The following is a 24435-nucleotide window of genomic DNA, read 5'->3' as shown; positions in this document are numbered from 1 at the left end:
AAGTACGGATACCGAATAATCGGGCATTAAATCGTAGTAGATCTTGGTCGCATGCTTGAGCATTTATCGAATCGCTGCCTATAATCAGAGTGGTCAAGAATTGGCTAGAGATTAGTAACCAAAATTGGTGAATGCAAGACTCACAAAACGCTGATTTTTAGCCTGAAATGACGAAAATGGAGAATGTGTGATGTACCAAAACTTACTAATTGAAGCCTATAAAAAGGCTCAAAACTACGAACAAGACCAACAGATTGCAGTGGATTTGGACATTCCTAAGCAGCGAATCAGTGATTTTCGTAAAGGAAAGCGCTATATGTCTGATGAACAAGCAATTTTTCTAGCAGAAAAAACAAAAATAGCCCCAGAACTGGCACTCATTGGTTGTCACGTTGACCGCAGCAAAAGTGTGATCTCAAAGGAGGTCTGGGAGCGCATGGCAAAAAAGTTTAGCAAGTATGGATTACAAAGGTTTTCAATGAGTTACGGAGCAATTGTTATGGGATATAGTGTGTTTCAACAATCCATTAATGACTGCGTATTATGTATGTTATGTTAAATACTGTTTTTAAATGACTATCTCCTTAACTCGCTGTTTTTAACATAACTGGCATTTACCATAAAATACCTAATAACTACATTTATCATCTCTGATTAAAAATGTAGTTATTAGGATGTAAATCTCTCAATAATGTTGGAAATTTCATTGATACGCATCGGTTTAAGCATGAAGTCATCCATACCTGCGTTGAGACATTCCTCTTTATCGTCTTCCATTGTATGTGCGGTTAAAGCAATGATCGGTATTTTGATATTGTTAGATCGAATTTTCTTGGTAGCCTCAATACCGTCCATTACTGGCATTGAGATATCCATGAAGATTAGATCAAACTGTTTTTCATTTTTAATTAGTTCTACTGCCTGCTTACCGTTGTCTGCTAACGTCACGTTGTAACCTAAACGGCTAAGCATTAACTGTATTACCATTTGGTTTGTTTTGGTGTCTTCAACCACTAAAATATTGTACGCCCTGTCTAACTTTTTTCCCTTTTCAGACTTTGAGAACTCGTGTTTGTAATGTTTTAGGTTTTCTTCGCTTAACGGAATTGTAATTTCAAAGCAACTTCCTTCATGCAAAGTACTGTTGACTGCTATCGCGCCTTTCATCAATTCAACCAAGTGTTTAGTTATAGTTAATCCGAGTCCCGCACCACCATAGTTTCTAGTGTTTGAGCTATCAGCTTGTATAAACGGAGAAAACAATTGTTCAACTCGCGCGCTGTCAATTCCAATACCAGTGTCGTTTACTTGAATGTGTAACTGACTATCGTGGTCATACAGTGAGACCGTCACCACCCCTTTCTCTGTGAATTTTATTGCGTTTCCAACAACATTAAACAGTATTTGCATAAGGCGGACAGCATCGATGATGTATTCACTTTCTGGACAAAGTTTTACATCTACGCAGAACTCGATTCCTTTATCTTCGGCGAGTTGTCGATGATATTCGAGAGCATGGTTGAGTTTTTGAAACAAATTCACTTTGTGACACTGTAGCTTAAAGTGTCCCGATTCAATACGACTTACATCGAGAACATCATTGATGATGACAAGTAGAAGTTCCGCGGAGTTTTCCATTTGTTCAAGCAAATCTAACTGGTGTGTATTGGAACTATCTCTTAAAACATCAATCAACCCTAAAACGGCGTTAAGTGGTGTTCTTAACTCGTGACTCATCATTGCCAAAAACTGCGATTTAGATTTGTTTGCCTGCTCTGCCTGTTGCTGAGCTACCAACAATTCTTTGGTTTTTAGGTCAACAAGACTCTGCAGCTCTTCTTTATATTCTATGTCGCTAATCGCTCGTTCCAACAGAGGTCTGAATCTGGTTAACGTTGATTTCATATCAAGGTTAAACTGTCCTTTGCTTCTTCCAAGTAGCAATAATACGGAATCCGAGGTTTCAGTTTTAATACCAGTAATAAGTGCTGAATTTATTTGTTCTTTAAGAAAAGGGTTGAGGTTCTTAAACTCATCAAGATTGATAGGGTCAAAAAGGATAATACTTTCCCCTTTGAGCACTCTTTGAAATTTTTCGCCATTCAACCACTCTTTACCTGTAAATGAGATATTCGAAGTTAAAAATGTCGAGTAGTTGTTAGTATTTTTCCCTTTAGATATCACTACAAAATCACTGAATTTTATATATCGACTAAGTACTTTTTTGAGTTCGTCAAATATCTGGTATTTGTTATCAGCTCGGCTCAGTGCTGACAAAGCTGCCAAAATGACTCGATTCTCTTCAGTTATAGAGCGTTCTCGCTCTCTACTTCGTTCTAACTCGAGTAATGTCTCATTGAAATGTTCTATGTATTGTTGCTTCATAGTTAATGCTCGGAATCGTAAAAAATGGCTGATGAAATCATCAAATTGCCGTGAGCATTTTCACCCCCGACGAGCTTGCCTTGTTCGCCAAAAGTAAATGGGCAGATAAATGGCCGTCCGTTCAGTTGCTTCGCAATTTTTTCATACACATCTGCCATTTGCTCACCTAAATGCAACATTGAACCGGCACAAAAAATGAGAATGCCACCAATCATTTCTGAATCACTGAAATTTTTAGTGTTTGCATCTTTGATTACTCTCGACGCTCGCTCGATCAAATGTTTTTTCGAGCCTGTCATCAATGTGATGGTTTCTCCCACCTTACTTTCAGAGAACATCTCCAATGCATCGTCATCAGTTATGCGAATTGGGTGTGATAATTTAAAGTAAGGTTGATTATCGATGTGCCCGACTACGTTTCCGATTGGAAACTCAGAGATATAGTCAAATAGATACTCGTCTAATATAGTTAAGCCCGAATGTGCCGTTAGCCATGCTTGATAGATTTGTTTCGCTGGCTTTTTGTCAATTGTGTATATATATCTACCCCGAGCTTTAGTTACCAACCCAAAATGTTCTGTTGGCGTGTATCCTACGCTTAGCCCTGTTGCAATCGGAATGGATGAAAAGCCAACAAGAACTGTCAAAGCATCTTTTGATTCATGTTGTTCATTAAGTACTGACCAATGGCCGGTGATATTATTATCAGCAGCGCTCCCTCCTATAATCGGAACTTGAGTCCCAAATTGTTCATCGATTGCCTCTATAATGCGTTCTTCATTACCTGGCGTCGCATGAAGAATAACGAAATCTGGTACTTCACCGATTCTATTTGCTTTATAAAGAGCTTCCTTTAATGCCGAACTAACAGCTGACATATAATCACTGCAATTTAATTGACTGATAGTCGCTGTTCCGTATGCGCTAAATGGTGAGTCATCATAGATCGCCATAACACCTATAACAGGGCCAAGATGATAGCCGCCATCTGTCATCAGTCCGCAGCAAGATGAGCATCCGATAATAGGGATATTTGGGAAAAACTGAGTGAGAATTTTAGAAAGGTTATGATTACAGTATGCTTCCGTGTAGTAACAGACTAGAGCTTTAATGCCTTCAAAGCCCAGAGCAGATTTGATGCAATCGATCGCAGCGTTGACATCTAATTCATTTGATATAGCTGTTTTAAGTCGCATTTACGAATTACTTACATAGACAATATGAATTAATTTATACCCCATATTAATTCATATACGTATGTCACTCTCCTCTCTATGTCACATAAGTCTTATAAATTAAACGAAGTAAGCTAGTTTTCAATTTGGATCTTTATGGAATTATTAATAATAAAATAAGTACTTGTATGAAGGTTGTTACCCTTTGGCGACAAAACTAAATTCTGGTCATTTTTTGAGATATCACCGTCATAATTAATTATCCAATCTGACTGAACTGGATAAACAACAATCACTCCATTCTTCTTATCATCTTTTGTAACAGTTATTTTTTGGTTATTCACAAATAGAGAACAATTCGGTTGTGGATTACAAATAATAGTATTTATCTCTGTATATGTGATCGTTCTCCAAAAGAAAGCGATAAGAAGCAAAACCAATGTGATGACAATTTGAGCAAGTCTGAGTTTTGTAAGCTTTTCAGCTGCCATTAGAACGGGTTCCTCGTGTAACAAAGTTCAAAGTTTTGAAATAAAAGGGCAAAACCTGATAAAGGGTAAGGTTACTACACTGTCATTGAATTGTTAATTGCAGTATACTTTTCCGCTTGAAAATGCCACTTTTTCGTAAAGTCAGCAATAGCTATTAACGTTTTGATAAAACTTTAATTTTGTTGTGGATTTGGGTGGCATTACGACATTTGTCGTGTTGGAAGAAAAGTGTAGTTAATTAGACATTGGAAGCATGCAAAATGAGCCAAGAAAAGCAGCTTGAACAAAACTATAACTATACAGTCGTTCGTCAATTTACCTTAGTGACTATTCTCTGGGGTATTGTCGGAATGGGTGTAGGTGTTTTGATTGCCGCTCAATTAGTTTGGCCACAGCTAAACTTTGATACGCCGTGGCTGACGTACAGTCGTCTCCGTCCGTTGCATACTAATGCGGTTATATTCGCGTTTGGTACCAGTGCCCTGTTCGCAACATCTTATTATGTTGTTCAGCGTACTTGTCAAACTCGTTTATTCGGTGGTCCGCTTGTTGCATTTACCTTTTGGGGATGGCAAGCAATCATTTTATCCGCAGCAATCTCTCTGCCATTAGGTTTTACCTCTGGTAAAGAATATGCTGAGTTAGAATGGCCTATCGATATTGCTATCGCATTAGTATGGGTTTCTTACGCGGTGGTGTTCTTTGGAACACTTGTTAAACGTAAGACTTCTCATATATATGTAGCAAACTGGTTCTTTGGAGCCTTCATCATTACCGTTGCTGTTTTACATATCGTTAACAGTATGGCAATCCCAGTATCAATGACTAAGTCATACTCGATTTATTCAGGTGCTGTCGATGCTATGGTTCAGTGGTGGTATGGTCACAACGCAGTAGGTTTCCTACTGACAGCCGGTTTCCTAGGTATGATGTACTACTTCGTACCTAAGCAAGCAGAACGTCCAGTTTACTCTTACCGTTTATCAATTGTTCACTTCTGGGCATTGATTTCACTTTATATCTGGGCAGGCCCGCACCACCTACACTACACCGCTCTTCCAGACTGGACACAGTCTTTGGGCATGGTGATGTCGTTGGTTCTTTTCGCTCCTTCTTGGGGGGGGATGATCAACGGTATCATGACGTTGTCTGGTGCTTGGCATAAGCTACGTTATGACCCGATCCTACGTTTCCTAATCGTATCTCTGTCTTTCTACGGTATGTCTACCTTCGAAGGTCCAATGATGTCGATTAAGACTGTAAACGCGCTTTCTCACTACACTGACTGGACGATTGGTCACGTTCACTCTGGTGCATTGGGTTGGGTAGCAATGGTTTCTATCGGTTCTGTTTATCACTTGATCCCACGTCTATTTAACCAAGAGCGTATGTACTCTGTTGGTCTGATTAACGCTCACTTCTGGTTAGCGACAATCGGCACGGTGTTGTACATCGTTGCGATGTGGATCTCTGGTGTAATGCAAGGCTTGATGTGGCGTGCAGTTAACTCTGACGGTACTTTAACTTATAGCTTTGTAGAATCAGTTCAGGCTTCGTACCCATTCTACACAGTACGTTTCATCGGTGGCTTCATCTTCTTATCTGGTATGTTCTTAATGGCATACAACACTTATAAGACGATCTCTGCTCCGAACCACAGCTTAAAAGCTATCCAACAACCAGCGTAAGGAGATTTAAAGAATGAGTTCAGATTCTAATAATCGCCACGGCATTATCGAACGTAACGTCGGTTTGTTGGCAATTATGATTGTATTCGCCATCAGTTGGGGCGCTTTGGTTGAAATCACACCGTTGATTTTCCAAAAGCAAACTACTGAGCCAGTAGAAAACCTGAAACCATATACTGCGCTGCAGTTGGAAGGTCGTGATATTTACATCCGTGAAGGTTGTAACGTATGTCACAGCCAAATGGTTCGTCCTTTCCGTTCTGAAACTGAACGTTACGGACACTACTCTGTAGCCGGTGAAAGTGTATGGGAACACCCATTCCTATGGGGTTCTAAGCGTACTGGTCCTGATCTTGCTCGTGTTGGCGGTCGTTATTCTGATGAATGGCACCGTGTTCACCTGATGAATCCACGTGAGCTTGTACCAGAATCAAATATGCCTGCTTTCCCATGGTTAGCTGAAAATGTGCTGGATGGAAAAAATACTCAGACAAAACTTGAGGTTTTCCGCAATCAGTTCGGCGTACCATACACAGATGAGCAAATAGCGAATGCGTCAAAAGATGTCGAAGGGAAAACAGAGATGGATGCCATCATTGCTTACCTTCAGTCTATTGGTCACGCAATGAAATAAACAGAGGTAATTATGGATATCGGTACTATTCACAGTATTTGGACCATAACGTTGTTTGTCTGCTTTATCGGCGTTGTTTGGTGGGCGTTTGGCAAAAAGCGTAAATCGCGTTTTGACGAAGCTGCAAACCTTGTCTTTGCAGATGAACAAAAAGAAACACCCTCTAATAAAAACAAGGAGTGACTGAGTAATGACTACATTTTGGAGTCTTTGGATCATCGTAATTACGGTTGGTACCCTACTTGGATGCGCAATTCTTCTCGTTTGGTGTCTAAAAGACAAAATGGGTGTTGAAGAAGGTGCGGACATGGGCCACGAGTATGATGGTATTCGCGAAATCAACAACCCGCTGCCTAAGTGGTGGACTTATCTATTTGTTAGTACGTTCATCTTTGCTGCTGTCTATTTAACACTTTACCCAGGATTGGGTAACTTTAAAGGTGTTTTAGGGTGGCAGAGTTCAGATCAAAAAGTACGTTCTTTAGAAGAGTCAAAAGCTTCTATTTCTAATGCACAAGAGACAAAAACTCTTGTTCAGTATGCAAAAGAGCTTGATGACGCTGATGCGTATTTTGGCGAAGCGTTCAAGCGCTTAGCTTACAAAGACGGTGGCTCGGAATTACGTCCTGTTACTGAAATCGCAGCAGATTCTGATGCGTTGAAAGTTGGACAACGTTTGTTCCTACAAAACTGTTCTCAGTGTCACGGCTCGGATGCTCGCGGTCAAAAAGGTTTCCCTAACCTAACTGATAACGCGTGGTTATACGGTGGTGAGCCTGATGCAATCGTGACAACAATTCGTCATGGTCGCATTGGTCAGATGCCAGCATGGAAAGATGCTCTTGGTGAAGATGGTGTAGCTGAAGTTGTTAGCTACGCACTGAGCCTAAGCGGACGCTCTGTAAATGCTCGCGAAGCTGAAGCAGGAAAAGCACGCTTCGTAGTATGTGCTGCTTGTCATGGTACAGATGGTAAAGGTAACCCTGCTGTAGGTGCACCAGACCTAACTGACCAAGACTGGCTGTTCGGTGATTCACGTGCTGCTGTAACAGAAACAGTAATGTACGGCCGTTCAGGTGTAATGCCAGCATGGATTGATATTCTAGGTGAAGACAAAGTGCAACTTGTTGCTTCTTATGTCTGGAGCCTAAGCAATTCAGATAAATAGTAAAAATCTAATAACAGCCCCTTTTCTAGGGGCTGCTTTTTTCTTAAATTTAAGTCTTCTAACTTAAGCCCTTCTTTTTCGTTGTAGAGAACTTTTTTATGGTAAAGCCTTGGTATAAACAATTTTGGCCGTGGTTCCTTATTATCCTTCCGCTTACAGTTGTGGTTTGGACAATCGCTACGGTTATCGTGTTTTCTAATAACTCAGTTTCTTTAGTCACAGAGGATTACTATAAAAAAGGCAAAGGTATTAATGTTGATTTGTCAAAAATTCATGTAGCAAAAGACTTAGGTCTCAGCGCTACTGTTTATTCTAAAGGTAGCGATATCATTATTGAGTTCAACAAAGGGAAGCTTGACCACTATCCCGCGATTCAAGCTATGTTTGCTCACAGAACGCTTCCTGATAGAGATTTTACTCAGCTCATTACAGCTGACGCTAAAGGCAATTATAAAATTACTCGTGATAGTGAGATGCAAGGCCCTTGGTTTATTGAGTTAACGCCACATAATGGCGAATGGTTAGTTCAAGGTCGAGTGACATTCCCTTCAGCAACGCCAACACAACTGATGAACTAAAAATATGACTAAAGCGTGTTACCACTGTGGTGAAGATGTACCAGAAAACACCAACTTTAAAGTCACGATTCTCGACGAAGAACGGGATATGTGTTGTCCCGGCTGCAAAACTGTTGCGGAAACTATCATCGAGAGTGGACTTGTCTCCTATTACCAGTTCAGAACAACAACCGCAGACAAAGTAGAGCTCGTTCCTGAACAGTTAAAAGCGTTAATTCATTATGACAACTCAGACGTTCAATCTGAGTTCGTTAGAAATGTCGATGAACATTCAGAGGTGACATTGTCACTTGAAGGGGTTTCGTGTGCTGCATGTGCTTGGTTAATTGAGAAACAACTGGTAAAACAACCTGGCGTAATGGGTATCCGAGTGAATACTACTACAAATCGTGCCTTGTTGAGCTGGGATAACTCATCTGTAAAACTGAGCGACATTCTTTCGCGAATTCATAATTTGGGCTACAAAGCAGCTCCGTTTGAAGCTGATAAGCACGAAGCTCTTTATCATCAATCAATGAAACAGTACCTCTATCGTCTTGGTATTGCTGGCTTGGCAACAATGCAAGTAATGATGCTGGCTGTTGCTTTGTATTTGGAAGCCTTTGGTGATCTCGATAGCGAGTTTAAAAACTACTTTCGCTGGGTAAGTTTGTTATTTGCAACACCAGTGCTTCTCTATTCTGCATTCCCATTTTATGTAAATGCTTGGCGAAGTATTAAAGGTCGTACGCTTGGAATGGATGTTCCCGTATCTATTGCGTTGATTTTTGCTTATGTTGCTAGCCTGTTTGCTACTGTGACTCAAAAAGGTGAAGTCTTTTTTGAGTCGATTTCTATGTTCACCTTCTTTTTGTTGGTTGGTCGTTTTCTTGAAATGCGAGCGCGACGTAAAGCTGCAGCAGCCAGTGGTAATTTATTAAAATTGATTCCCGCTATTGCAACACGCATTGATGGTACTCAAACACCTGTTAAAACTCTTCAAGTTGGAGAGAAGATACGCGTCTTACCTGGTGAACATATTCCTGCCGATGGAGCAGTAATTTCTAACCGAATTCATGTTGACGAATCAATGTTAACCGGAGAATCACTACCAGTTGTGAAAAATGTTGGTGATGCCGTTTATGCTGGAACACTTAATGGTGATGAATCTTTTGAACTAGAAGTAACCGCGACAAAGGCTGATTCTGTAATTTCAAATATTGTCCGTCTTCAAGACGACGCCCAATCGTCTAAACCAAAGATTGCTGAAATTGCTGATGTTGTCGCTAGGTATTTCGTCGCTATTATTCTCGTTATTGCGCTCGGTACATGGCTTTTCTGGCATAGTTCTCGTCCAGATGATGCTTTCTGGATTATGCTCTCCGTACTTGTTGCAACCTGCCCATGTGCGCTTTCATTAGCAACACCTACTGCGATCACTTGTGCAACCTCTCGACTAGGTGGATTTGGGATATTGCTACGTAAAAACCATGTGTTTGAAACGCTTTGTAATGTTAACCATCTCGTATTGGATAAGACTGGCACACTAACGCACGGTAACATTGAAATTCGCGACGTAGCGATTCACTCTCAACTGTGGACGAAAGAGCAATGTTTATCTATTGCAGCGCAGCTAGAACAGTATGCAAATCATCCGATTGCACGCGCGTTTAAACCTTATCTCAAAAATCTAACGGTATCTGATGTCAAAAACATTATTGGTTCAGGTATTGAAGGTATCTACGAAGAACATAGCGTACGTATTGGCAACGCAAATTATGTTTTGAATAGCAACGATGATGTTAAGGATCACAATGCAATATATATGGCGATTGATTCTGTGCACGTTTCAACATTTTATTACCAAGATCCGATTCGAGCAGAAGCAAAGAGCTTTATTGATAAGTTCCATGAAGCTGGGATTCGAATAACATTGCTTACCGGTGATTCTCAAATTAACGCTCAATCTGTTGCAAATGAGCTTGGTGTGGACCAAGTGATTGCTCAGGCCAAACCTGAAGATAAACTGAACTATCTACGTTCATTAGATGATAAAGACATAACATTGATGGTTGGCGACGGCATCAACGATGCTCCTACTCTTGCCGGAGCACATTTGTCAGTTGCTATGGGCGGTGGAACTGATGTTGCAAAGGCATCTGCTGATATGGTTTTGCTAGGCGATAAACTAGATCGCTTGCTCGATGCTAGAGAACTGGCACTGAAAGCTCGTAGCATCATCAGACAGAACTTAGCTTGGTCTTTAGGATATAACGTCGTTATTTTGCCGCTAGCTGTTGCTGGATTTGTTGCTCCTTATATTGCAGTGGTCGGTATGTCGGCAAGTTCGATTATAGTAGTATCTAATTCTCTTCGATTATTGAAGGACAAGAATAACTAAATGGAAAGCCTATATATTTTGATCCCAATTGCCATCGTAATTGTTGCTGTAGCTGTGGCAATCTTTTTGTGGGCGGTAAAAAGTGATCAGTTTGAAGATTTAGAGCGTCAGGGGCACAACATCTTATTTGACGAAGATGATCATCTAACACCCAAAAATACTGATTCGAAAAACAAAAAGTGACCATGACTGCTGATCTTTTAGGGGCATTTATCGTTGGCTTATTAGGAACCGGGCATTGTGTTGGTATGTGCGGTGGATTAGGTTCTTTACTGAGTATCGGTAACGGCACTTCTAAGCCTTATTTCTCAATTGTTTATTACAATATTGGTCGAGTAGTTAGTTACAGTCTTTTTGGCGCTCTAATTGGTGGCTTAACAACTACACTAAGCCAACTTTCAGCTCTTAACCACACTCTTGTGTGGTTAAGAATTCTATCCGCAGTCATGATGATTGTTCTTGGTTTATATGTAGGACGTTGGTGGTTTGGCTTACTAAAGTTGGAAAAGCTCGGCACTGGAATTTGGCAATTTATTTCTCCACTGGGCAGTAAACTACTTCCATTAAAAAAAAGCTGGCACGCTCTACCTTTTGGAATAATCTGGGGATGGCTACCTTGCGGTTTGGTCTACTCTGCGCTAACGTGGGCGGCTGTTTCTGGTAGTGCCATAAACGGCGCTCTTATTATGTTTGCATTTGGAGCTGGCACGTTGCCTTCAATGCTCTTGGTTGGCTTAGGAGCTGCACAAGTTAAGCAATTGCAACAGTCTCCTACTTTCAGGACTATTGCCGCAATTTCAATAATTTGTTACGGCATATATACCGGTTACAACGCAATAAATATGCTAATCAGTCTTAGCTAGATGTATGATTAGGAACATGATTTTTTTAACTATCCTTTAGTGTGAAGGGATGCTAAAATATTGATGTAAATCAATTAGTGAAAGGTCGTTATGATTTCGGAAAAGCCTGCTGCGAAGCGAATTCAATCTGGTGGATGTGCGATTCACTGTCAAGACTGTAGTATTAGCCAACTATGTATTCCGTTCACTCTTAACGAGTCTGAATTGGATCAACTTGACCAAATTATTGAGCGTAAAAAGCCAATTCAAAAAGGTCAGGAACTATTCAAAGCTGGTGATGAGCTTAAGTCTTTGTACGCAATCCGTTCAGGGACTATCAAGAGCTACACTATTACAGAACAAGGTGATGAGCAGATTACTGCGTTCCATCTTGCTGGTGATTTAGTTGGCTTTGATGCAATTACTGGTGATGCACACCCTAGTTTTGCTCAAGCATTAGAAACATCGATGGTTTGTGAAATTCCATACGAAATTCTAGATGACCTTTCAGGTAAAATGCCTAAGCTTCGTCAGCAAATCATGCGACTGATGAGTAACGAAATTAAAGGCGACCAAGAAATGATTCTTTTGCTTTCTAAAAAGAATGCCGAAGAACGTTTGGCTGCATTTCTCTTCAATCTATCAACTCGTTTTTCACAACGTGGTTTTAGCCCAAGAGAGTTCCGTTTAACCATGACTCGTGGCGATATCGGTAATTACCTAGGTTTAACCGTTGAAACTATCAGTCGTCTTCTTGGCCGTTTCCAAAAATCAGAAATTCTAAGCGTTAAAGGCAAATACATTACCATCATTAATCATGATGCATTGATGGAATTAGCTGGCGTCTCTAAAGAAAGTAAATAAACATCAATGACGTAGCTCAATAATGAGCTACGTCATACTTCTTCTATAATCCCTCTCTTTTTGCTAAACCTCTCGCAACTTCTAAGCTAAAGTTAAATAAGAAATCTCCGAAACGATAAGGGAGTTTGTTATGAGTATTTATAACAAAATCTTGGTTGTAGCTGATATTAATCACGATGAACAACCCGCTTTAGCCAGAGCAATTCAACTTGCTAAGAGAAGTAGATCTACAAGCCACATTACGTTCTTTTTATCGATTTATGACTTCTCTTATGACATGACATCTATGTTATCTGGAGATGAACGTGATGCTATGAGACGTGGCGTCATTCATCAGCGTGAGCAATGGATGAAAAAGGTTGCAGAGCCTTACATACAAGAATCGATTGTCTTTGATGTTAAGGTCGTTTGGCATAACCGTCCTTATGAAGCGATCATCGGTGAGGTCTTTGCTGGTGAACACGATATTTTGATTAAAGGTACACGCAAGCACGATGTTTTAGAATCGGTAATTTTCACTCCTACCGATTGGCATTTGCTTCGTAAATGCCCTATTCCAGTCTTGTTAGTTAAAAACTCAGATTGGCCTGAAAATGCGAATATTCTTGCTTCTGTTCATGTAGGTTCTGAAGTTGAAACACATCTCGACCTAAATGACAGAATGGTGGATCAGCTATTAAATCTTTCCGAGCGTTTAGGAACAACTCCTTATCTCGTGAATGCTTATCCAGTTACACCTGCAAACATTACCATTGAACTACCAGAGTTTGACCCAACGACATACACAGATGCAGTTCGCGGACATCATCTAACAGCGATGAAGGCTTTGCGTCAAAAGCATGGTATTGATGAAGAACATACTATTGTTCAACAAGGTTTACCTGAGGATGTGATTCCTCAAGCAGCTGAGAAACTAAATGCTGCAATGGTTATTTTAGGAACTACAGGTAGAACTGGTTTATCAGCAGTGTTCATTGGTAACACAGCAGAACAAGTCATTGATAAAATTAACTGTGACGTAATGGCTTTGAAACCTAAAGGCTATGTCAGTCCTCTAGACCCTACTATCGCATCTTAGATAATAGTTTTGTTTTAGTAATCGTATCCAAAGTCCCAAGGCTGACGTCTTGGGACTTTTTTTCGTGCTTGAACGCTAAACTCTGGCATATCGAAAATTTATCCGTATCATACGCACTTCATTTTGTTTCTAAGATTAAGACTGCAAGCTGATGACCGAGCAAACTCAAGAGCTAACGAAAGCTCAACAATATAATTTCAATAAGTTGCAAAAGCGTATTCGTCGTAATACTGGCCAAGCAATCGCTGATTTCAACATGATTGAAGATGGCGACCGTATCATGGTCTGCTTATCTGGCGGTAAAGACAGCTTTACTATGCTTGAAATCTTGATGAGCTTACAAAAGAGCGCTCCTGTGTCTTTCGAATTGATTGCAGTAAACCTTGATCAGAAACAACCCGGATTTCCAGCCGACATTTTGCCAGCTTACCTAGAACAGTTAGGTGTGGAGTACAAAATTGTAGAAGAAGATACTTACTCTATTGTTCAGGATAAAATTCCTGAAGGTAAGACGACTTGTTCTTTATGCTCTCGCCTACGCCGAGGTATTTTGTACCGTACAGCAAAAGAGTTAGGCGCAACTAAAATTGCTCTAGGACACCATAGAGACGACATCATTGAAACTTTGTTCTTAAATATATTCTATGGCGGAAAAATGAAAGGTATGCCACCTAAGTTGGTTTCTGACAATGGCGAGCACGTCGTTATTCGCCCTCTGGCTTACTGTCGCGAAAAAGACATTATTAAGTATGCCGGTATGCGTGATTACCCAATCATTCCATGTAACTTATGTGGCTCACAACCTAACTTACAACGCCAGAATATTAAGCAAATGCTAAACGCATGGGATAAACAATTCCCAGGGCGTATTGAATCTATGTTTCGAGCTATGCAAAACGTAGTACCAAGCCATCTTGCGGATTTTGAATTGTTTGATTTCAAATCAATCAATAGTGAGTCTGGTGTTATCAATGGTGGCGATATCGGTTTCGATAAAGAAGATATTCCAGTTGTGCCAATTCAAGATGAGGACAGCGTAATGGAATTTGACCCTAGTTTGAAACTGGATGTGACTAACGTTTAAAAGCAAAACGATGTAAAAAAGGCTGCGATTGATGCAGCCTTTTTGTTGTCAGTTTTACACCACCACTTAGGCGTTGGTGTTTGTTCCAATAGTTTGATTTCTATTTTTTAGCTTTTGGTAAGTACGGAAGAACTCTAACCGTTTCTTCAGGAAGGCTTATCCAGCCGTCTGTACCTATCTCTTCCAAAGTGATCTGCGCTTTCCCATTAACAACCTGCACTTCACTACCATTACTCAAACGAATTACACTGTTAAGGTCGTTTGCAAACTCTAGAGTGATACCTGAAACAGTTGGTGTGAACCAGCTAGAGAACATCCCGCCAAGAGATTCTAGAATCTCCTGCATCTGGGGAAGCAGTTGCTCAATCTTGCTGTAATTAACCTGCCCAGATAGTGGTTCTTTTGTCATAACGACTAGTGAAAAATCACAACGAAGATCCTGTGGCGTATCAACGAAAACCAATGGATTTGCCTGTTTCAAATTGTCATCAATCGGCAATAGAAGTTCATTGTTAGAGCTACTTTTCAGCAGTTCATAATGTTCTTCTTTCTCCATCCAAGCCTTATCAATAGAACAAAGCTTTTTCGTATCTGCGTTTAGAAAGAAAACACCCACTTTTACATCTGGGTAATCGGGTTTATTGTTATTTTTAAGTGATGAATACAGTTTGCTATAAGTAAACATGTATTCCTGCGCCGCTGCATTGATTGAAAAGCTTGCGCAAACTAACCCTAAAGCTAGTGCTGTAATTCCTTTCATTAATTTGTCCAATATTGTTCGTTATGACGCATCATAGCTTGTAGATCTTGAATGTACGCTTCGCCGCGCTCAGAGTATTTCAGTAATCCATTGCTCATCTCCATCGCGCTACTCATGCTAAGTAAATCCGCCCCATCCTCTCTAAGTTGGAATCGGATTTCGCGCAAATCAAAATATGCAGCATTTCGGTTTACATTCATAAAATAACGATGGATAGATTCTTGAACTGAACCAAACTTGGCTACTTCATGGGTCATGCCTTCGCTACGTTGTAACGGAACCACACCACAACCTTTGCTATAACACCATTGGCCAAAATAGTTTTTTGCTGTGCGAGCGAATCGAGATGTACCCCACGCAGATTCATTTGCCGCTTGCGTTAACACTAACGCTTCAGGAATGACATCCACACGATGTAACATTTCATCAATCCAATCGTGTGTAATCTCATTAGTCTGCAATTCAACTTGATACAAATGAGCGAGCTTCTTTGCATCATCGATATCTGTGTCCACGAGATTACCTGCTTCCAGATGTTCTCTCAGACGATTTAGTCTTACTCTTTCTTTTTCAATTCTCTGATTTTCTAGGGCGATTCCCGGTTTGAGGTAAGAGAAAAAGGCATGCTTTTTCTCACTAACATCCTCAATTGCAGTGAAGTCTGGAGCGCTAGATACCGCCTTACCTTTGTTCACAACGGATTCAGTTATGATTTTCTGGCTTTCGAAATTGTAATAGCCATAACCAGCAACTGCGATGATTCCGCCTAAAGCGGCCACTTGAAAAAACTTATGCATTAAATACCTGAGAGTTATTATCCTGATTGTCATCACTGTCTTTATTAGTAGTGATAATCTTTAAACGAACCCCAAACATGTTGCGGTAGATAATTCCTTTTAAATGAAAGAAAAACGGAACGACAAAAATTAATCCAATTCCGTACATGAGCGCCGCTGTAACAAACATAATCATTACAATTAAGTAGAGCGATGCTAAAGGCAATAGTTTTTTGTTTGCAGCACGCAGTGACAAAAACAACGATTGCATTGGTGGAACTCTTTTCTCGCAAATTAGCAAGATAGAGTTACTAAAAGCAATAGAAAGATACATAGAAAGTAATGGGAATATCATGCCTGCTATCCCCTGAAATACCAGACCAACTAGCGTTGCAAGTATTACGGGTACGGTAAACTGTAACCCTTTACTGATGTGCCTAGTTTTCGTTTTAAGGCCAGCGGCATGGCTCATAGCCATCAAGCTTACGCCCGCAAAAATTGGGGCGCTTACCACTTCATAGCTAAAATTCGCGATGAAAATCGCTTCAATCATTCCGTCTGGGAATTCACTTCCTTGCTCTAAAGCAGTGATAATTGCTGAAGGATCACCGAGTTGTAACTTTAACGCGATGAAAAAGATTGCAATTTGAATGGCAATCATAATTACGATTGCTGGAGAAAAAGAGACAAAATGCTTAAGCGTCGTATCCCAAGACTCTTTCAAAACCTCTCCAACTTTAAGCTGGTATTGGCCTGACAGTGCTTGTTCAACAGTACCACCTACGTTGAAATCTCTCTCTATATCCTTGTTCATAAAATGCCCTAAGTTGGCGAGTCATGCCTGAGTTAGATACATGACAACATAAAATTTTGATTCATTATACTGAAATGCATCCGAGTCTAAAATCCGATCTCGAATTGCATCTTGCTTTCTTATTAATATGGTTGATAATTAACCAGTTGAAACCATTGATAGTTATCGCAACACGGATGTTAATGAAAGTTTGCTTTTAACTACAAAACTTTTTGTGTTTCAAGATAAGAAAACGCTTTGAGATCGCCTTTTTCGTGATTATTATGCGCCCCTAATTTGTATTTATTTGACAGGTCCAACAAGTAGATAATTTAGAACTCGTAAACAGTTATCTGCGGATCAAGGTGGAGAAAGACAGACGTTGAACAAACCAAATTCAGTAGGAAAACCAGTTGTAAAACTATCTGGTGTTAGTAAAAGCTTTGATGGCAAACAGATCATCGGTAACTTACAACTAGATGTAAATCATGGTGAATTCCTAACAATTCTTGGCCCATCAGGGTGTGGTAAAACTACCGTTTTAAGAATGATTGCAGGTTTTGAAACTGCAGATAGCGGTCAGATTCTACTGGATAGTCAAGACGTTACTCAAGTTCCTGCTGAACAGCGACACGTCAATACCGTTTTCCAAAGCTACGCGTTATTCCCTCACATGACGGTTTTCGAAAACGTCGCGTTTGGCCTGCGTATGCAAAAAGTTCCAGCCAATGATATTGAGCCTCGTGTAATGGAAGCATTACGTATGGTTCGACTAGATGAAATGGCACAACGTAAGCCGCATCAACTTTCTGGCGGTCAGCAACAACGTATAGCTATTGCGCGTGCTGTTGTTAACAAGCCAAAAGTACTTCTATTAGATGAATCGTTGTCTGCTCTCGATTACAAGTTGCGTAAGCAAATGCAGAGCGAGCTTAAACAGCTTCAACGCCAACTAGGCATCACTTTCATCTTTGTAACTCACGATCAAGAAGAAGCACTATCAATGTCTGACCGGATCATCGTTATGCGCAATGGTAACATTGAGCAAGATGGCTCTCCTCGTGAAATCTACGAAGATCCAAAAAACCTTTTCGTTGCTCGTTTTATCGGCGAAATTAACGTTTTCTCGGCTAATACTATTAAGCGTCTTGATGAAAAGCGCATTTTGGTTGAAATTGAAGGCGTTGAGTCAGTGGTTTACTACGACAAGCCAGTTAACGAAGGCGACAAACTCCAAGTTCTTCTTCGCCCAGAAGATTTACGCATTGAAGAGATCAAAGAGTCAGAGACCAAAGGCATTGTTGGTCACGTGACAGATCGCACCTACAAAGGCATGACTTTAGAATCGGTTGTTGAACTCGATTCAGGCATGAGTGTTACCGTTAGTGAGTTCTTCAACGAAGATGATCCAGACGTTGACCACTCTATTGGCCAAAAAGTCACTATCACTTGGGTAGAAAGCTGGGAGGTAGTCCTCAATGATGAGCAAGAAGCTTAATCTTCAAACGTCAATCATCAGTTTAATTGTTGGATGGTTAGTACTTTTTGTTCTAATTCCTAACGTGATGATCATTGGTACGAGTTTTTTGACTCGTGACGAAGCGAACCTGATTGAGCTGACGTTTACCTTTGATAACTACTTAAGATTGTTAGATCCGCTATATGCGAAAGTAATGCTTCACTCTTTCTATATGGCGATTGTTGCAACAATTCTATGCTTAATTATCGGCTATCCGTTTGCTTACATTGTTGCGAAGATGCCTGAGAAATGGCGACCTATCATGCTGTTTTTAGTCATTGTTCCATTTTGGACCAACTCGTTGATTCGTACATACGGTCTAAAAATTGTACTTGGTACTCAAGGCCTCTTGAACAGAGTGTTGTTGGATCTTGGTCTTATCGATGCTCCATTGCGCCTTATGTATACAGAAACAGCAGTTATGATCGGCTTGGTTTACATCTTGTTGCCATTCATGATTCTTCCGCTTTATTCAGCGATTGAGAAACTTGATGGAACATATATCGAAGCGGCTCGTGACCTTGGTGCAAATAAGATTCAAACGTTAACCAAAGTTATTCTACCTCTGACTATGCCTGGCATCATTGGCGGTTGTTTGTTGGTTCTTCTACCTGCGCTGGGTATGTTCTATATCTCGGATCTACTAGGCGGTGCGAAGAACTTGCTGATTGGTAACGTCATTAAGAGCCAAGTATTGAACGCACGTGATTGGCCATTTGGTGCAGCAACAAGTATTGCATTGACAATCGCAATGGCGATCATGCTTTATGCATATTACCGTGCTGGCAAATTGTTGAATAAGAAAGTGGAGCTAGACTAATGGGAAGAGTTGTTAGATTTAGCTTTATGAGCGTAGTGTACCTATTTTTGTACCTACCAATCATTGTGTTAATTGCAAACTCATTTAATGCGAACAAATTCGGTATTAAATGGGGTGGTTTCACCACTAAGTGGTACCACGCATTAATGAACAACGACAGCTTAATGCAAGCAGCATGGCACTCTATCAGTGTTGCTGTTTTCTCAGCTACAGCAGCGACCATCATTGGTAGTTTGACTGCAGTTGCCCTATTCCGTTACCAGTTCCGTGGTAAGAATATGGTTAACGGTATGCTGTTTGTTGTAATGATGTCTCCTGACATCGTTATGGCAATTTCGCTTCTTGCACTATTCTTAGTGTTAGGTGCAAAACTTGGCTTTATGACGCTTTTGATTGCTCATATTACATTCTGTCTGCCATTTGTTGTTGTGACTGTCTTCAGTCGTCTAAATGGCTTCGATGTAAAAATGTTAGAAGCAGCAAAAGATTTAGGTGCAAGTGAATGGGTAATTTTGAAGAAAATCATTTTACCTCTAGCTAAACCAGCTGTTGCAGCAGGTTGGCTATTAAGCTTTACCCTATCTCTTGATGACGTAATTATTAGTTCGTTTGTAACAGGTCCGACATACGAAATTCTGCCATTGAAGATCTACTCAATGGTGAAAGTGGGTATCTCACCTGAAGTCAACGCACTGGCAACTGTAATGTTGGTTGTTTCGCTGGCACTTGTTGTAACTTCACAATTGCTGGCAAAAGAGAAAGTGAAATAATCTTCAGTTAATTGACTAACTGAAATTCGAAACGGGATAACACATGTTATTCCGTTATCCTTTAAAAATGTCCTTAAAGGGCAACGTTTGGTTTGGAGCTAACGTCAATGAAAAAATGGGCTACTTTATTAGCTGGTAGTGCATGTGCGCTTTCACTGTTATCTGCGCAAGCAGTAGCAGAGGATAAAGAACTGGTATTCATGAACTGGGGACCGTACATTAACAGTGGTATCCTAGAGCAGTTTACTGCGGAAACCGGTATCAAAGTAATCTATTCAACTTACGAGTCGAATGAAACCTTATATGCGAAGCTGAAGACTCACAACGAAGGTTACGACCTTGTTGTTCCTTCAACATACTTCGTATCTAAAATGCGCGACGAAGGTATGATTCAGAAGATTGATAAGTCAAAACTTACCAACTTCAAGAATTTGGATGCTAACTATCTAAATAAACCTTTCGATCCAAATAACGACTACTCTATCCCACACGTTGTTGCTATCACTGGTCTAGCGGTGAATACAGACATGTATGATCCAAACGATTTCCAAAGCTGGGGTGACCTATGGAAGCCTGAGCTTAAAGGCCAATTGATGCTGATGGATGATACTCGTGAAGTATTCCACATTGCACTTCGTAAACTAGGTTACTCTGGTAACACTACTGACGAAAAACAAATTGATGAAGCATACGCTGAGCTACAAAAACTGATGCCAAACGTATTAGTATTTAACTCAGACAACCCTGCGGATCCTTACCTAGCTGGTGAAGTTGGTCTAGGCATGCTTTGGAACGGTTCAGCTGCTGCTGCACAAAAAGAAGGTCTACCACTTAAACTTGTATTCCCTAAAGAAGGTGGTATCGGTTGGGTTGACAACTTTGCTATCGCATCTGGTGCAAAACACATCGATGCAGCTCACAAGATGATCGACTTCCTACTACGTCCAGAAATCGCAGAGCAAATTTCTAACGATACTGGCTACCTAACTGCTGTTGCTCAATCTAACGAGAAGTTTAAAGATGTAGCACCACTATTCCCTGCTCAAGAAGATCTTGACCGTGTGGAATGGCAAGCAGCTGTTGGTGATAAGACTGTGAAGTACGAAGACTACTTTATGAAGCTTAAAGCGGGTCAATAACCCAGCAAAAAGAACTAAATAGGCAGCTTTCGCTGCCTATTTTTTTTCGAGCTGTTATACTGTTTTTCCTTTTTGAAACGCGTTTGCCTAGGCAAGCTCTTGCACAAACATGGAAAAGTAATGAAAAGTAAACTGTATGCTGGCGCTCTTTGTGCTGCGACTCTATTCACTACCAATGCAATGGCTAATGACCAGGAACTTTATTTCTACAACTGGTCAGAATATATCCCAAGCGAAGTACTAGAAGACTTTACCAAGGAAACAGGTATAAAAGTCATCTACTCTACATACGAATCTAACGAGAGTATGTATGCCAAACTAAAGACTCAAGGTTCAGGTTATGACTTAGTAGTCCCTTCTACTTATTTTGTTTCTAAAATGCGTAAAGAAGGGATGCTTCAAGAAATCGACAAGTCTAAACTGGCTCATTTTGTTGATTTGGACCCTAACTACTTAGATAAACCTTTTGATCCAAACAACAACTACTCTATTCCTTACATCTGGGGCGCAACTGGTATCGGTATTAACACTGATATGTTGGATAAATCGAATATCCACAACTGGGGTGACTTATGGGATGCGAAATGGGAAGGTCAATTGATGATGATGGACGACTCGCGTGAAGTCTTCCACATTGCATTAGTTAAATTAGGCTACTCTCCAAACACGACCGATGCAAAAGAAATCGAAGCTGCATACGAAGAGCTTAAAAAGCTAATGCCAAACGTATTAGTGTTTAACTCAGATTTCCCTGCAAACCCTTATTTAGCCGGTGAAGTTTCACTTGGTATGCTATGGAATGGCTCGGCATACATGGCTCGTGAAGAAGGCGCTAAAATCGATATTATTTGGCCAGAAAAAGGAACGATCTTCTGGATGGACAGCTTAGCAATACCTTCTGGAGCTAAGAATACTGAAGCTGCTCATAAGATGATTGATTTCCTTCTACGCCCAGATAACGCAGCTAAAATTGCAGTAGAAATTGGTTACCCAACACCAGTTAAATCAGCATACAAACTTCTACCCGAAGAATTTGCGAACGACCCAAGCGTATTCCCACCGCAAGCGATTATGGATAGTGGTGTGTGGCAAGATGAAGTTGGTGATGCAAGCGTACTATACGAAGAATACTTTCAAAAACTTAAAGTCGATAAGTAATCGAACAACGTTAGTGGATCAAAAAAGCGGCATTTAGCCGCTTTTTTATTTTTTAATGGTTGCTGGCTTTGCAATCAGGGCGTTGAAGCTCCAATATCTCTTCCACTAGTCGTGGGACTTCAATACTCGCTTTACCATAACGCTTTTCAGCGAACTCACTTTCAACCGCACTTGGCTCTAAGTTAATTTCTATTGTATGTGCGCCATGCATTTTCGCATCATGTACAAATCCAGCTGCTGGGTAAACAACGCCGGATGTGCCGATAGAAACAAATAGGTCAGCCTCTTCCAATGCTGAGTAGATGTCTCCCATTCTTAGTGGCATTTCACCAAACCAAACGATATGTGGGCGCATCTGCGCTGGAATTTGACAGCAATGACAAAGATCGCCAGTTAGTAGATCGTCTTTCTGCTCAATAGTTTGATTAGAGGCACTACAACGCGCTTTAAGCAGCTCGCCATGCATATGAATGATGTTCTTGCTCCCACCACGCTCGTGCAGATTATCGATGTTTTGAGTGATGATAGTCACTTTCCCATTGAGCTCTTGCTCAAGCTGACCAAGGGCTATATGAGCTGGATTCGGCTGAATCGCATCTGATTGTAATTTGCGTCTGCGTTGATTGTAAAAGTCTTGAACTAAGTCTGGATCTTTAGCAAAACCTTCTGGGGTAGCCACATCTTCAATTCGGTGATTTTCCCAAAGTCCATCTTGAGCGCGAAAAGTCTGAATGCCCGATTCCGCAGAGATTCCAGCACCGGTTAGTACAACAACATTGCGATACGGAAATTTCATACTACATCCTTATTCTGATTGGCTTTTTGGTAGATTAGCACTGAAGCCAAACCAACTGTAGTTTTCACCGTTAGACCATAGTCTTAATTTTAGTACTAATTGTTTATTCTGTGATTCAGAAAAGCCAAGAGCAGGCACATGGCCTGCTCTTTTAACTTTGTCTTTAATGAGTTTAACGACGTCAGTTGTTACTCTTCGCTAACCGACGAAATCTTATGGATTGCTAAGTCAGCGCCAATAAACTCATCTTCTTCAGATAAACGCAGTCCAGTCAGCATATTAAGTGCACCGTACACAACAAACGCACCAACTAATGCAACGATGATTCCCATAACAGTACCAATAACCTGAACTGTTAAACTCACGCCACCTAAACCACCAAGTGCAGTTTGACCGAAGATGCCGGCAGCAACACCACCCCATGCACCACAAACACCATGTAATGGCCATACGCCAAGTACATCATCAATCTTAGTTTTGTTCTGAAGTTGCGTGAATAGCCACACAAACAACGCTCCAGCAACGATACCCGTCACCAGAGCACCGAGTGGATGCATTAAATCTGAGCCTGCACAAACCGCAACGAGTCCAGCTAAAGGTCCGTTGTGAATGAAACCTGGGTCGTTCTTACCTACCACAAGTGCAGCCAAGATACCGCCAACCATCGCCATAAGAGAATTCATAGCAACAAGACCGCTGATTCCTGCAAGCGCTTGAGCTGACATCACGTTAAAGCCAAACCAGCCTACACAAAGAATCCATGCACCTAACGCTAAAAACGGAATATTTGAAGGAGCAAAGTTAGTATGTTTGCCAGCGCGGATACGGCCTTTACGCATACCAAGGAAGTACACCGCGACTAGAGCAATCCAACCACCGACACTATGTACTACTACAGAACCGGCAAAGTCATGAAATCCTGCGCCAAAACGGTTTTCCAATGCTTCCTGAATACCGTAATTGCCATTCCAAACAATACCTTCGAAGAAAGGATAGATAAGACCTACAGTGAAAAATGTGGCAATAAGCACAGGGTAAAAACGTGCTCTTTCTGCAATACCACCGGATACAATCGCTGGAATAGCAGCGGCAAATGTAAGCAGGAAAAAGAATTTAACCAGTTCATAGCCGTTGCCTTGGGATAAAGTCTCTGCATCAGCAAAAAAGTTAGCGCCATAAGCTATCCAGTAGCCTATAAAGAAATAAGCGATAGTTGATACACCAAAGTCCGCTAGTATCTTAACTAATGCGTTTACTTGGTTTTTCTTACGAACTGTCCCTACTTCCAAAAATGCGAACCCTGAATGCATTAAAAACACCATGATGGCGCCAAGCAGCAAAAATAAAGTATCTGAACTTTGGGTCAGGACTTGTACAGCCCCATAAACCTGACTTTCGGTTTGAGTCATTCTCGTTACACTCCATGCAGAATAAAAATCGCACCAACTGGGTGCTAAAGGTTTTGCAATTCACAATATTGGTGAATTTATTATGTTTGTGCCCTGCATGAGCAAATAACATTCCATCACTATGGAGT

At 40.7% G+C, this 24435-nt stretch carries 25 protein-coding genes; 17 read left to right on the top strand and 8 right to left on the bottom strand.

The genetic code is table 11. The annotated features are described in order from the left end of the window. Positions 1-190: 190 nt before the first annotated feature. Complete coding sequence (locus tag ACOSVQ_RS06285) at positions 191-559, top strand: DUF3693 domain-containing protein (protein WP_491981683.1); 369 nt, start codon at positions 191-193, stop codon at positions 557-559. 110 nt (positions 560-669) lie between these two features. On the opposite strand, the gene ACOSVQ_RS06280 is transcribed toward ACOSVQ_RS06285, so the two are convergent. The 3 genes from ACOSVQ_RS06280 to ACOSVQ_RS06270 all read right to left on the bottom strand — a co-directional run bounded on the left by ACOSVQ_RS06280 (position 670) and on the right by ACOSVQ_RS06270 (position 4051). Continuing rightward, the gene (locus ACOSVQ_RS06280; protein WP_491981672.1) at positions 670-2385 is read right to left on the bottom strand and encodes a response regulator; all 1716 of its coding nucleotides are present in this window, start codon (positions 2383-2385) and stop codon (positions 670-672) included. A 2-nt stretch (positions 2386-2387) separates the two neighbouring features. After that, on the bottom strand, positions 2388-3581 hold the full coding sequence (locus ACOSVQ_RS06275) for an FIST signal transduction protein (RefSeq protein WP_491981671.1): 1194 nt from the start codon (positions 3579-3581) through the stop codon (positions 2388-2390). 113 nt (positions 3582-3694) lie between these two features. Further along, entirely contained in the window at positions 3695-4051 is a 357-nt protein-coding gene (locus tag ACOSVQ_RS06270; RefSeq protein ID WP_491981670.1) for a hypothetical protein, read from the bottom strand. A 260-nt stretch (positions 4052-4311) separates the two neighbouring features. Here ACOSVQ_RS06270 and ccoN point away from each other — a divergent pair, with 260 nt between their 5' ends. The 11 genes from ccoN to ttcA all read left to right on the top strand — a co-directional run bounded on the left by ccoN (position 4312) and on the right by ttcA (position 14367). Beyond that, on the top strand, positions 4312-5739 hold the full coding sequence (gene ccoN / locus ACOSVQ_RS06265; RefSeq protein WP_165311362.1) for a cytochrome-c oxidase, cbb3-type subunit I: 1428 nt from the start codon (positions 4312-4314) through the stop codon (positions 5737-5739). A 13-nt stretch (positions 5740-5752) separates the two neighbouring features. Then, a complete protein-coding gene (gene ccoO / locus ACOSVQ_RS06260) occupies positions 5753-6373 on the top strand; it encodes a cytochrome-c oxidase, cbb3-type subunit II (protein WP_491981669.1) in 621 nt (206 codons plus the stop codon). Positions 6374-6385: 12 nt separating this feature from the next. Further along, on the top strand, positions 6386-6556 hold the full coding sequence (locus tag ACOSVQ_RS06255; RefSeq protein ID WP_491981668.1) for a cbb3-type cytochrome oxidase subunit 3: 171 nt from the start codon (positions 6386-6388) through the stop codon (positions 6554-6556). 7 nt (positions 6557-6563) lie between these two features. Beyond that, the gene (ccoP, locus tag ACOSVQ_RS06250) at positions 6564-7541 is read left to right on the top strand and encodes a cytochrome-c oxidase, cbb3-type subunit III (protein ID WP_491981667.1); all 978 of its coding nucleotides are present in this window, start codon (positions 6564-6566) and stop codon (positions 7539-7541) included. 98 nt (positions 7542-7639) lie between these two features. Further along, positions 7640-8119, top strand: coding sequence for a FixH family protein (locus ACOSVQ_RS06245; protein WP_491981666.1), 480 nt, complete (start codon positions 7640-7642; stop codon positions 8117-8119). 4 nt (positions 8120-8123) lie between these two features. After that, entirely contained in the window at positions 8124-10499 is a 2376-nt protein-coding gene (locus ACOSVQ_RS06240; RefSeq protein WP_491981665.1) for a heavy metal translocating P-type ATPase, read from the top strand. Beyond that, positions 10500-10682: a cbb3-type cytochrome oxidase assembly protein CcoS gene (gene ccoS, locus ACOSVQ_RS06235; protein WP_491981664.1), complete on the top strand. Its 183-nt coding sequence runs from the start codon at positions 10500-10502 to the stop codon at positions 10680-10682. It begins immediately after the preceding gene. A gap of 2 nt (positions 10683-10684) precedes the next feature. Continuing rightward, the gene (locus ACOSVQ_RS06230) at positions 10685-11362 is read left to right on the top strand and encodes a sulfite exporter TauE/SafE family protein (protein ID WP_491981663.1); all 678 of its coding nucleotides are present in this window, start codon (positions 10685-10687) and stop codon (positions 11360-11362) included. A gap of 90 nt (positions 11363-11452) precedes the next feature. Then, positions 11453-12205, top strand: a complete 753-nt coding sequence (gene fnr / locus ACOSVQ_RS06225) for a fumarate/nitrate reduction transcriptional regulator Fnr (protein WP_167412653.1) — start codon at positions 11453-11455, stop codon at positions 12203-12205. A gap of 130 nt (positions 12206-12335) precedes the next feature. After that, positions 12336-13283: a universal stress protein UspE gene (uspE, locus tag ACOSVQ_RS06220; protein WP_491981662.1), complete on the top strand. Its 948-nt coding sequence runs from the start codon at positions 12336-12338 to the stop codon at positions 13281-13283. Between the two features lie 151 nt (positions 13284-13434). Beyond that, entirely contained in the window at positions 13435-14367 is a 933-nt protein-coding gene (gene ttcA, locus ACOSVQ_RS06215; RefSeq protein WP_491981661.1) for a tRNA 2-thiocytidine(32) synthetase TtcA, read from the top strand. A gap of 100 nt (positions 14368-14467) precedes the next feature. Here ttcA and ACOSVQ_RS06210 read toward each other — a convergent pair whose 3' ends face one another. The 3 genes from ACOSVQ_RS06210 to ACOSVQ_RS06200 are packed head-to-tail and all read right to left on the bottom strand — an operon-like array spanning position 14468 to position 16717. Then, on the bottom strand, positions 14468-15127 hold the full coding sequence (locus ACOSVQ_RS06210) for a DUF2987 domain-containing protein (RefSeq protein ID WP_491981660.1): 660 nt from the start codon (positions 15125-15127) through the stop codon (positions 14468-14470). Continuing rightward, on the bottom strand, positions 15127-15924 hold the full coding sequence (locus tag ACOSVQ_RS06205) for a glucosaminidase domain-containing protein (RefSeq protein WP_491981659.1): 798 nt from the start codon (positions 15922-15924) through the stop codon (positions 15127-15129). Before ACOSVQ_RS06205 ends, ACOSVQ_RS06210 begins: the two co-directional genes overlap by 1 nt. Next, complete coding sequence (locus tag ACOSVQ_RS06200; RefSeq protein WP_491981658.1) at positions 15917-16717, bottom strand: DUF2189 domain-containing protein; 801 nt, start codon at positions 16715-16717, stop codon at positions 15917-15919. The genes ACOSVQ_RS06205 and ACOSVQ_RS06200 overlap by 8 nt, the downstream gene beginning before the upstream one ends. Positions 16718-17078: 361 nt before the next feature. On the opposite strand from ACOSVQ_RS06200, the gene potA reads away from it, so the two are divergent. From potA to ACOSVQ_RS06175, 5 genes are all read left to right on the top strand, one after another. Beyond that, positions 17079-18194, top strand: coding sequence for a spermidine/putrescine ABC transporter ATP-binding protein PotA (gene potA, locus ACOSVQ_RS06195; protein ID WP_491981657.1), 1116 nt, complete (start codon positions 17079-17081; stop codon positions 18192-18194). Continuing rightward, positions 18178-19035 carry a spermidine/putrescine ABC transporter permease PotB gene (potB, locus tag ACOSVQ_RS06190; protein ID WP_491981682.1) on the top strand — a complete coding sequence of 286 codons (858 nt, stop codon included), beginning with the start codon at positions 18178-18180 and terminating at the stop codon, positions 19033-19035. Before potA ends, potB begins: the two co-directional genes overlap by 17 nt. After that, complete coding sequence (gene potC / locus ACOSVQ_RS06185) at positions 19035-19805, top strand: spermidine/putrescine ABC transporter permease PotC (protein WP_491981656.1); 771 nt, start codon at positions 19035-19037, stop codon at positions 19803-19805. The genes potB and potC overlap by 1 nt, the downstream gene beginning before the upstream one ends. A gap of 107 nt (positions 19806-19912) precedes the next feature. Next, positions 19913-20944: an extracellular solute-binding protein gene (locus ACOSVQ_RS06180; protein WP_491981655.1), complete on the top strand. Its 1032-nt coding sequence runs from the start codon at positions 19913-19915 to the stop codon at positions 20942-20944. A 120-nt stretch (positions 20945-21064) separates the two neighbouring features. Next, entirely contained in the window at positions 21065-22102 is a 1038-nt protein-coding gene (locus ACOSVQ_RS06175; RefSeq protein ID WP_491981654.1) for an extracellular solute-binding protein, read from the top strand. 52 nt (positions 22103-22154) lie between these two features. Here the strand turns inward: ACOSVQ_RS06175 and cobB are convergent, their stop codons facing one another. Beyond that, positions 22155-22898 carry a Sir2 family NAD+-dependent deacetylase gene (gene cobB, locus ACOSVQ_RS06170; RefSeq protein WP_491981653.1) on the bottom strand — a complete coding sequence of 248 codons (744 nt, stop codon included), beginning with the start codon at positions 22896-22898 and terminating at the stop codon, positions 22155-22157. A gap of 188 nt (positions 22899-23086) precedes the next feature. Further along, positions 23087-24307, bottom strand: a complete 1221-nt coding sequence (locus tag ACOSVQ_RS06165; RefSeq protein ID WP_491981652.1) for an ammonium transporter — start codon at positions 24305-24307, stop codon at positions 23087-23089. Between the last annotated feature and the right edge of the window lie 128 nt (positions 24308-24435).

It is taken from the genome of Vibrio sp. HM8-C, assembly GCF_058630515.1.
This window is presented reverse-complemented; position numbering and strand designations above follow the sequence as displayed.

Bases quoted from the DNA above. Each gene is read 5' to 3' on its own strand.
- ACOSVQ_RS06285 (WP_491981683.1), top strand. From the start codon at position 191: ATGTACCAAAACTTACTAATTGAAGCCTATAAAAAGGCTCAAAACTAC.
- ACOSVQ_RS06280 (WP_491981672.1), bottom strand. From the start codon at position 2,385: ATGAAGCAACAATACATAGAACATTTCAATGAGACATTACTCGAGTTA.
- ACOSVQ_RS06275 (WP_491981671.1), bottom strand. From the start codon at position 3,581: ATGCGACTTAAAACAGCTATATCAAATGAATTAGATGTCAACGCTGCG.
- ACOSVQ_RS06270 (WP_491981670.1), bottom strand. From the start codon at position 4,051: ATGGCAGCTGAAAAGCTTACAAAACTCAGACTTGCTCAAATTGTCATC.
- ccoN (WP_165311362.1), top strand. From the start codon at position 4,312: ATGAGCCAAGAAAAGCAGCTTGAACAAAACTATAACTATACAGTCGTT.
- ccoO (WP_491981669.1), top strand. From the start codon at position 5,753: ATGAGTTCAGATTCTAATAATCGCCACGGCATTATCGAACGTAACGTC.
- ACOSVQ_RS06255 (WP_491981668.1), top strand. From the start codon at position 6,386: ATGGATATCGGTACTATTCACAGTATTTGGACCATAACGTTGTTTGTC.
- ccoP (WP_491981667.1), top strand. From the start codon at position 6,564: ATGACTACATTTTGGAGTCTTTGGATCATCGTAATTACGGTTGGTACC.
- ACOSVQ_RS06245 (WP_491981666.1), top strand. From the start codon at position 7,640: ATGGTAAAGCCTTGGTATAAACAATTTTGGCCGTGGTTCCTTATTATC.
- ACOSVQ_RS06240 (WP_491981665.1), top strand. From the start codon at position 8,124: ATGACTAAAGCGTGTTACCACTGTGGTGAAGATGTACCAGAAAACACC.
- ccoS (WP_491981664.1), top strand. From the start codon at position 10,500: ATGGAAAGCCTATATATTTTGATCCCAATTGCCATCGTAATTGTTGCT.
- ACOSVQ_RS06230 (WP_491981663.1), top strand. From the start codon at position 10,685: ATGACTGCTGATCTTTTAGGGGCATTTATCGTTGGCTTATTAGGAACC.
- fnr (WP_167412653.1), top strand. From the start codon at position 11,453: ATGATTTCGGAAAAGCCTGCTGCGAAGCGAATTCAATCTGGTGGATGT.
- uspE (WP_491981662.1), top strand. From the start codon at position 12,336: ATGAGTATTTATAACAAAATCTTGGTTGTAGCTGATATTAATCACGAT.
- ttcA (WP_491981661.1), top strand. From the start codon at position 13,435: ATGACCGAGCAAACTCAAGAGCTAACGAAAGCTCAACAATATAATTTC.
- ACOSVQ_RS06210 (WP_491981660.1), bottom strand. From the start codon at position 15,127: ATGAAAGGAATTACAGCACTAGCTTTAGGGTTAGTTTGCGCAAGCTTT.
- ACOSVQ_RS06205 (WP_491981659.1), bottom strand. From the start codon at position 15,924: ATGCATAAGTTTTTTCAAGTGGCCGCTTTAGGCGGAATCATCGCAGTT.
- ACOSVQ_RS06200 (WP_491981658.1), bottom strand. From the start codon at position 16,717: ATGAACAAGGATATAGAGAGAGATTTCAACGTAGGTGGTACTGTTGAA.
- potB (WP_491981682.1), top strand. From the start codon at position 18,178: ATGAGCAAGAAGCTTAATCTTCAAACGTCAATCATCAGTTTAATTGTT.
- potC (WP_491981656.1), top strand. From the start codon at position 19,035: ATGGGAAGAGTTGTTAGATTTAGCTTTATGAGCGTAGTGTACCTATTT.
- ACOSVQ_RS06180 (WP_491981655.1), top strand. From the start codon at position 19,913: ATGAAAAAATGGGCTACTTTATTAGCTGGTAGTGCATGTGCGCTTTCA.
- ACOSVQ_RS06175 (WP_491981654.1), top strand. From the start codon at position 21,065: ATGAAAAGTAAACTGTATGCTGGCGCTCTTTGTGCTGCGACTCTATTC.
- cobB (WP_491981653.1), bottom strand. From the start codon at position 22,898: ATGAAATTTCCGTATCGCAATGTTGTTGTACTAACCGGTGCTGGAATC.
- ACOSVQ_RS06165 (WP_491981652.1), bottom strand. From the start codon at position 24,307: ATGACTCAAACCGAAAGTCAGGTTTATGGGGCTGTACAAGTCCTGACC.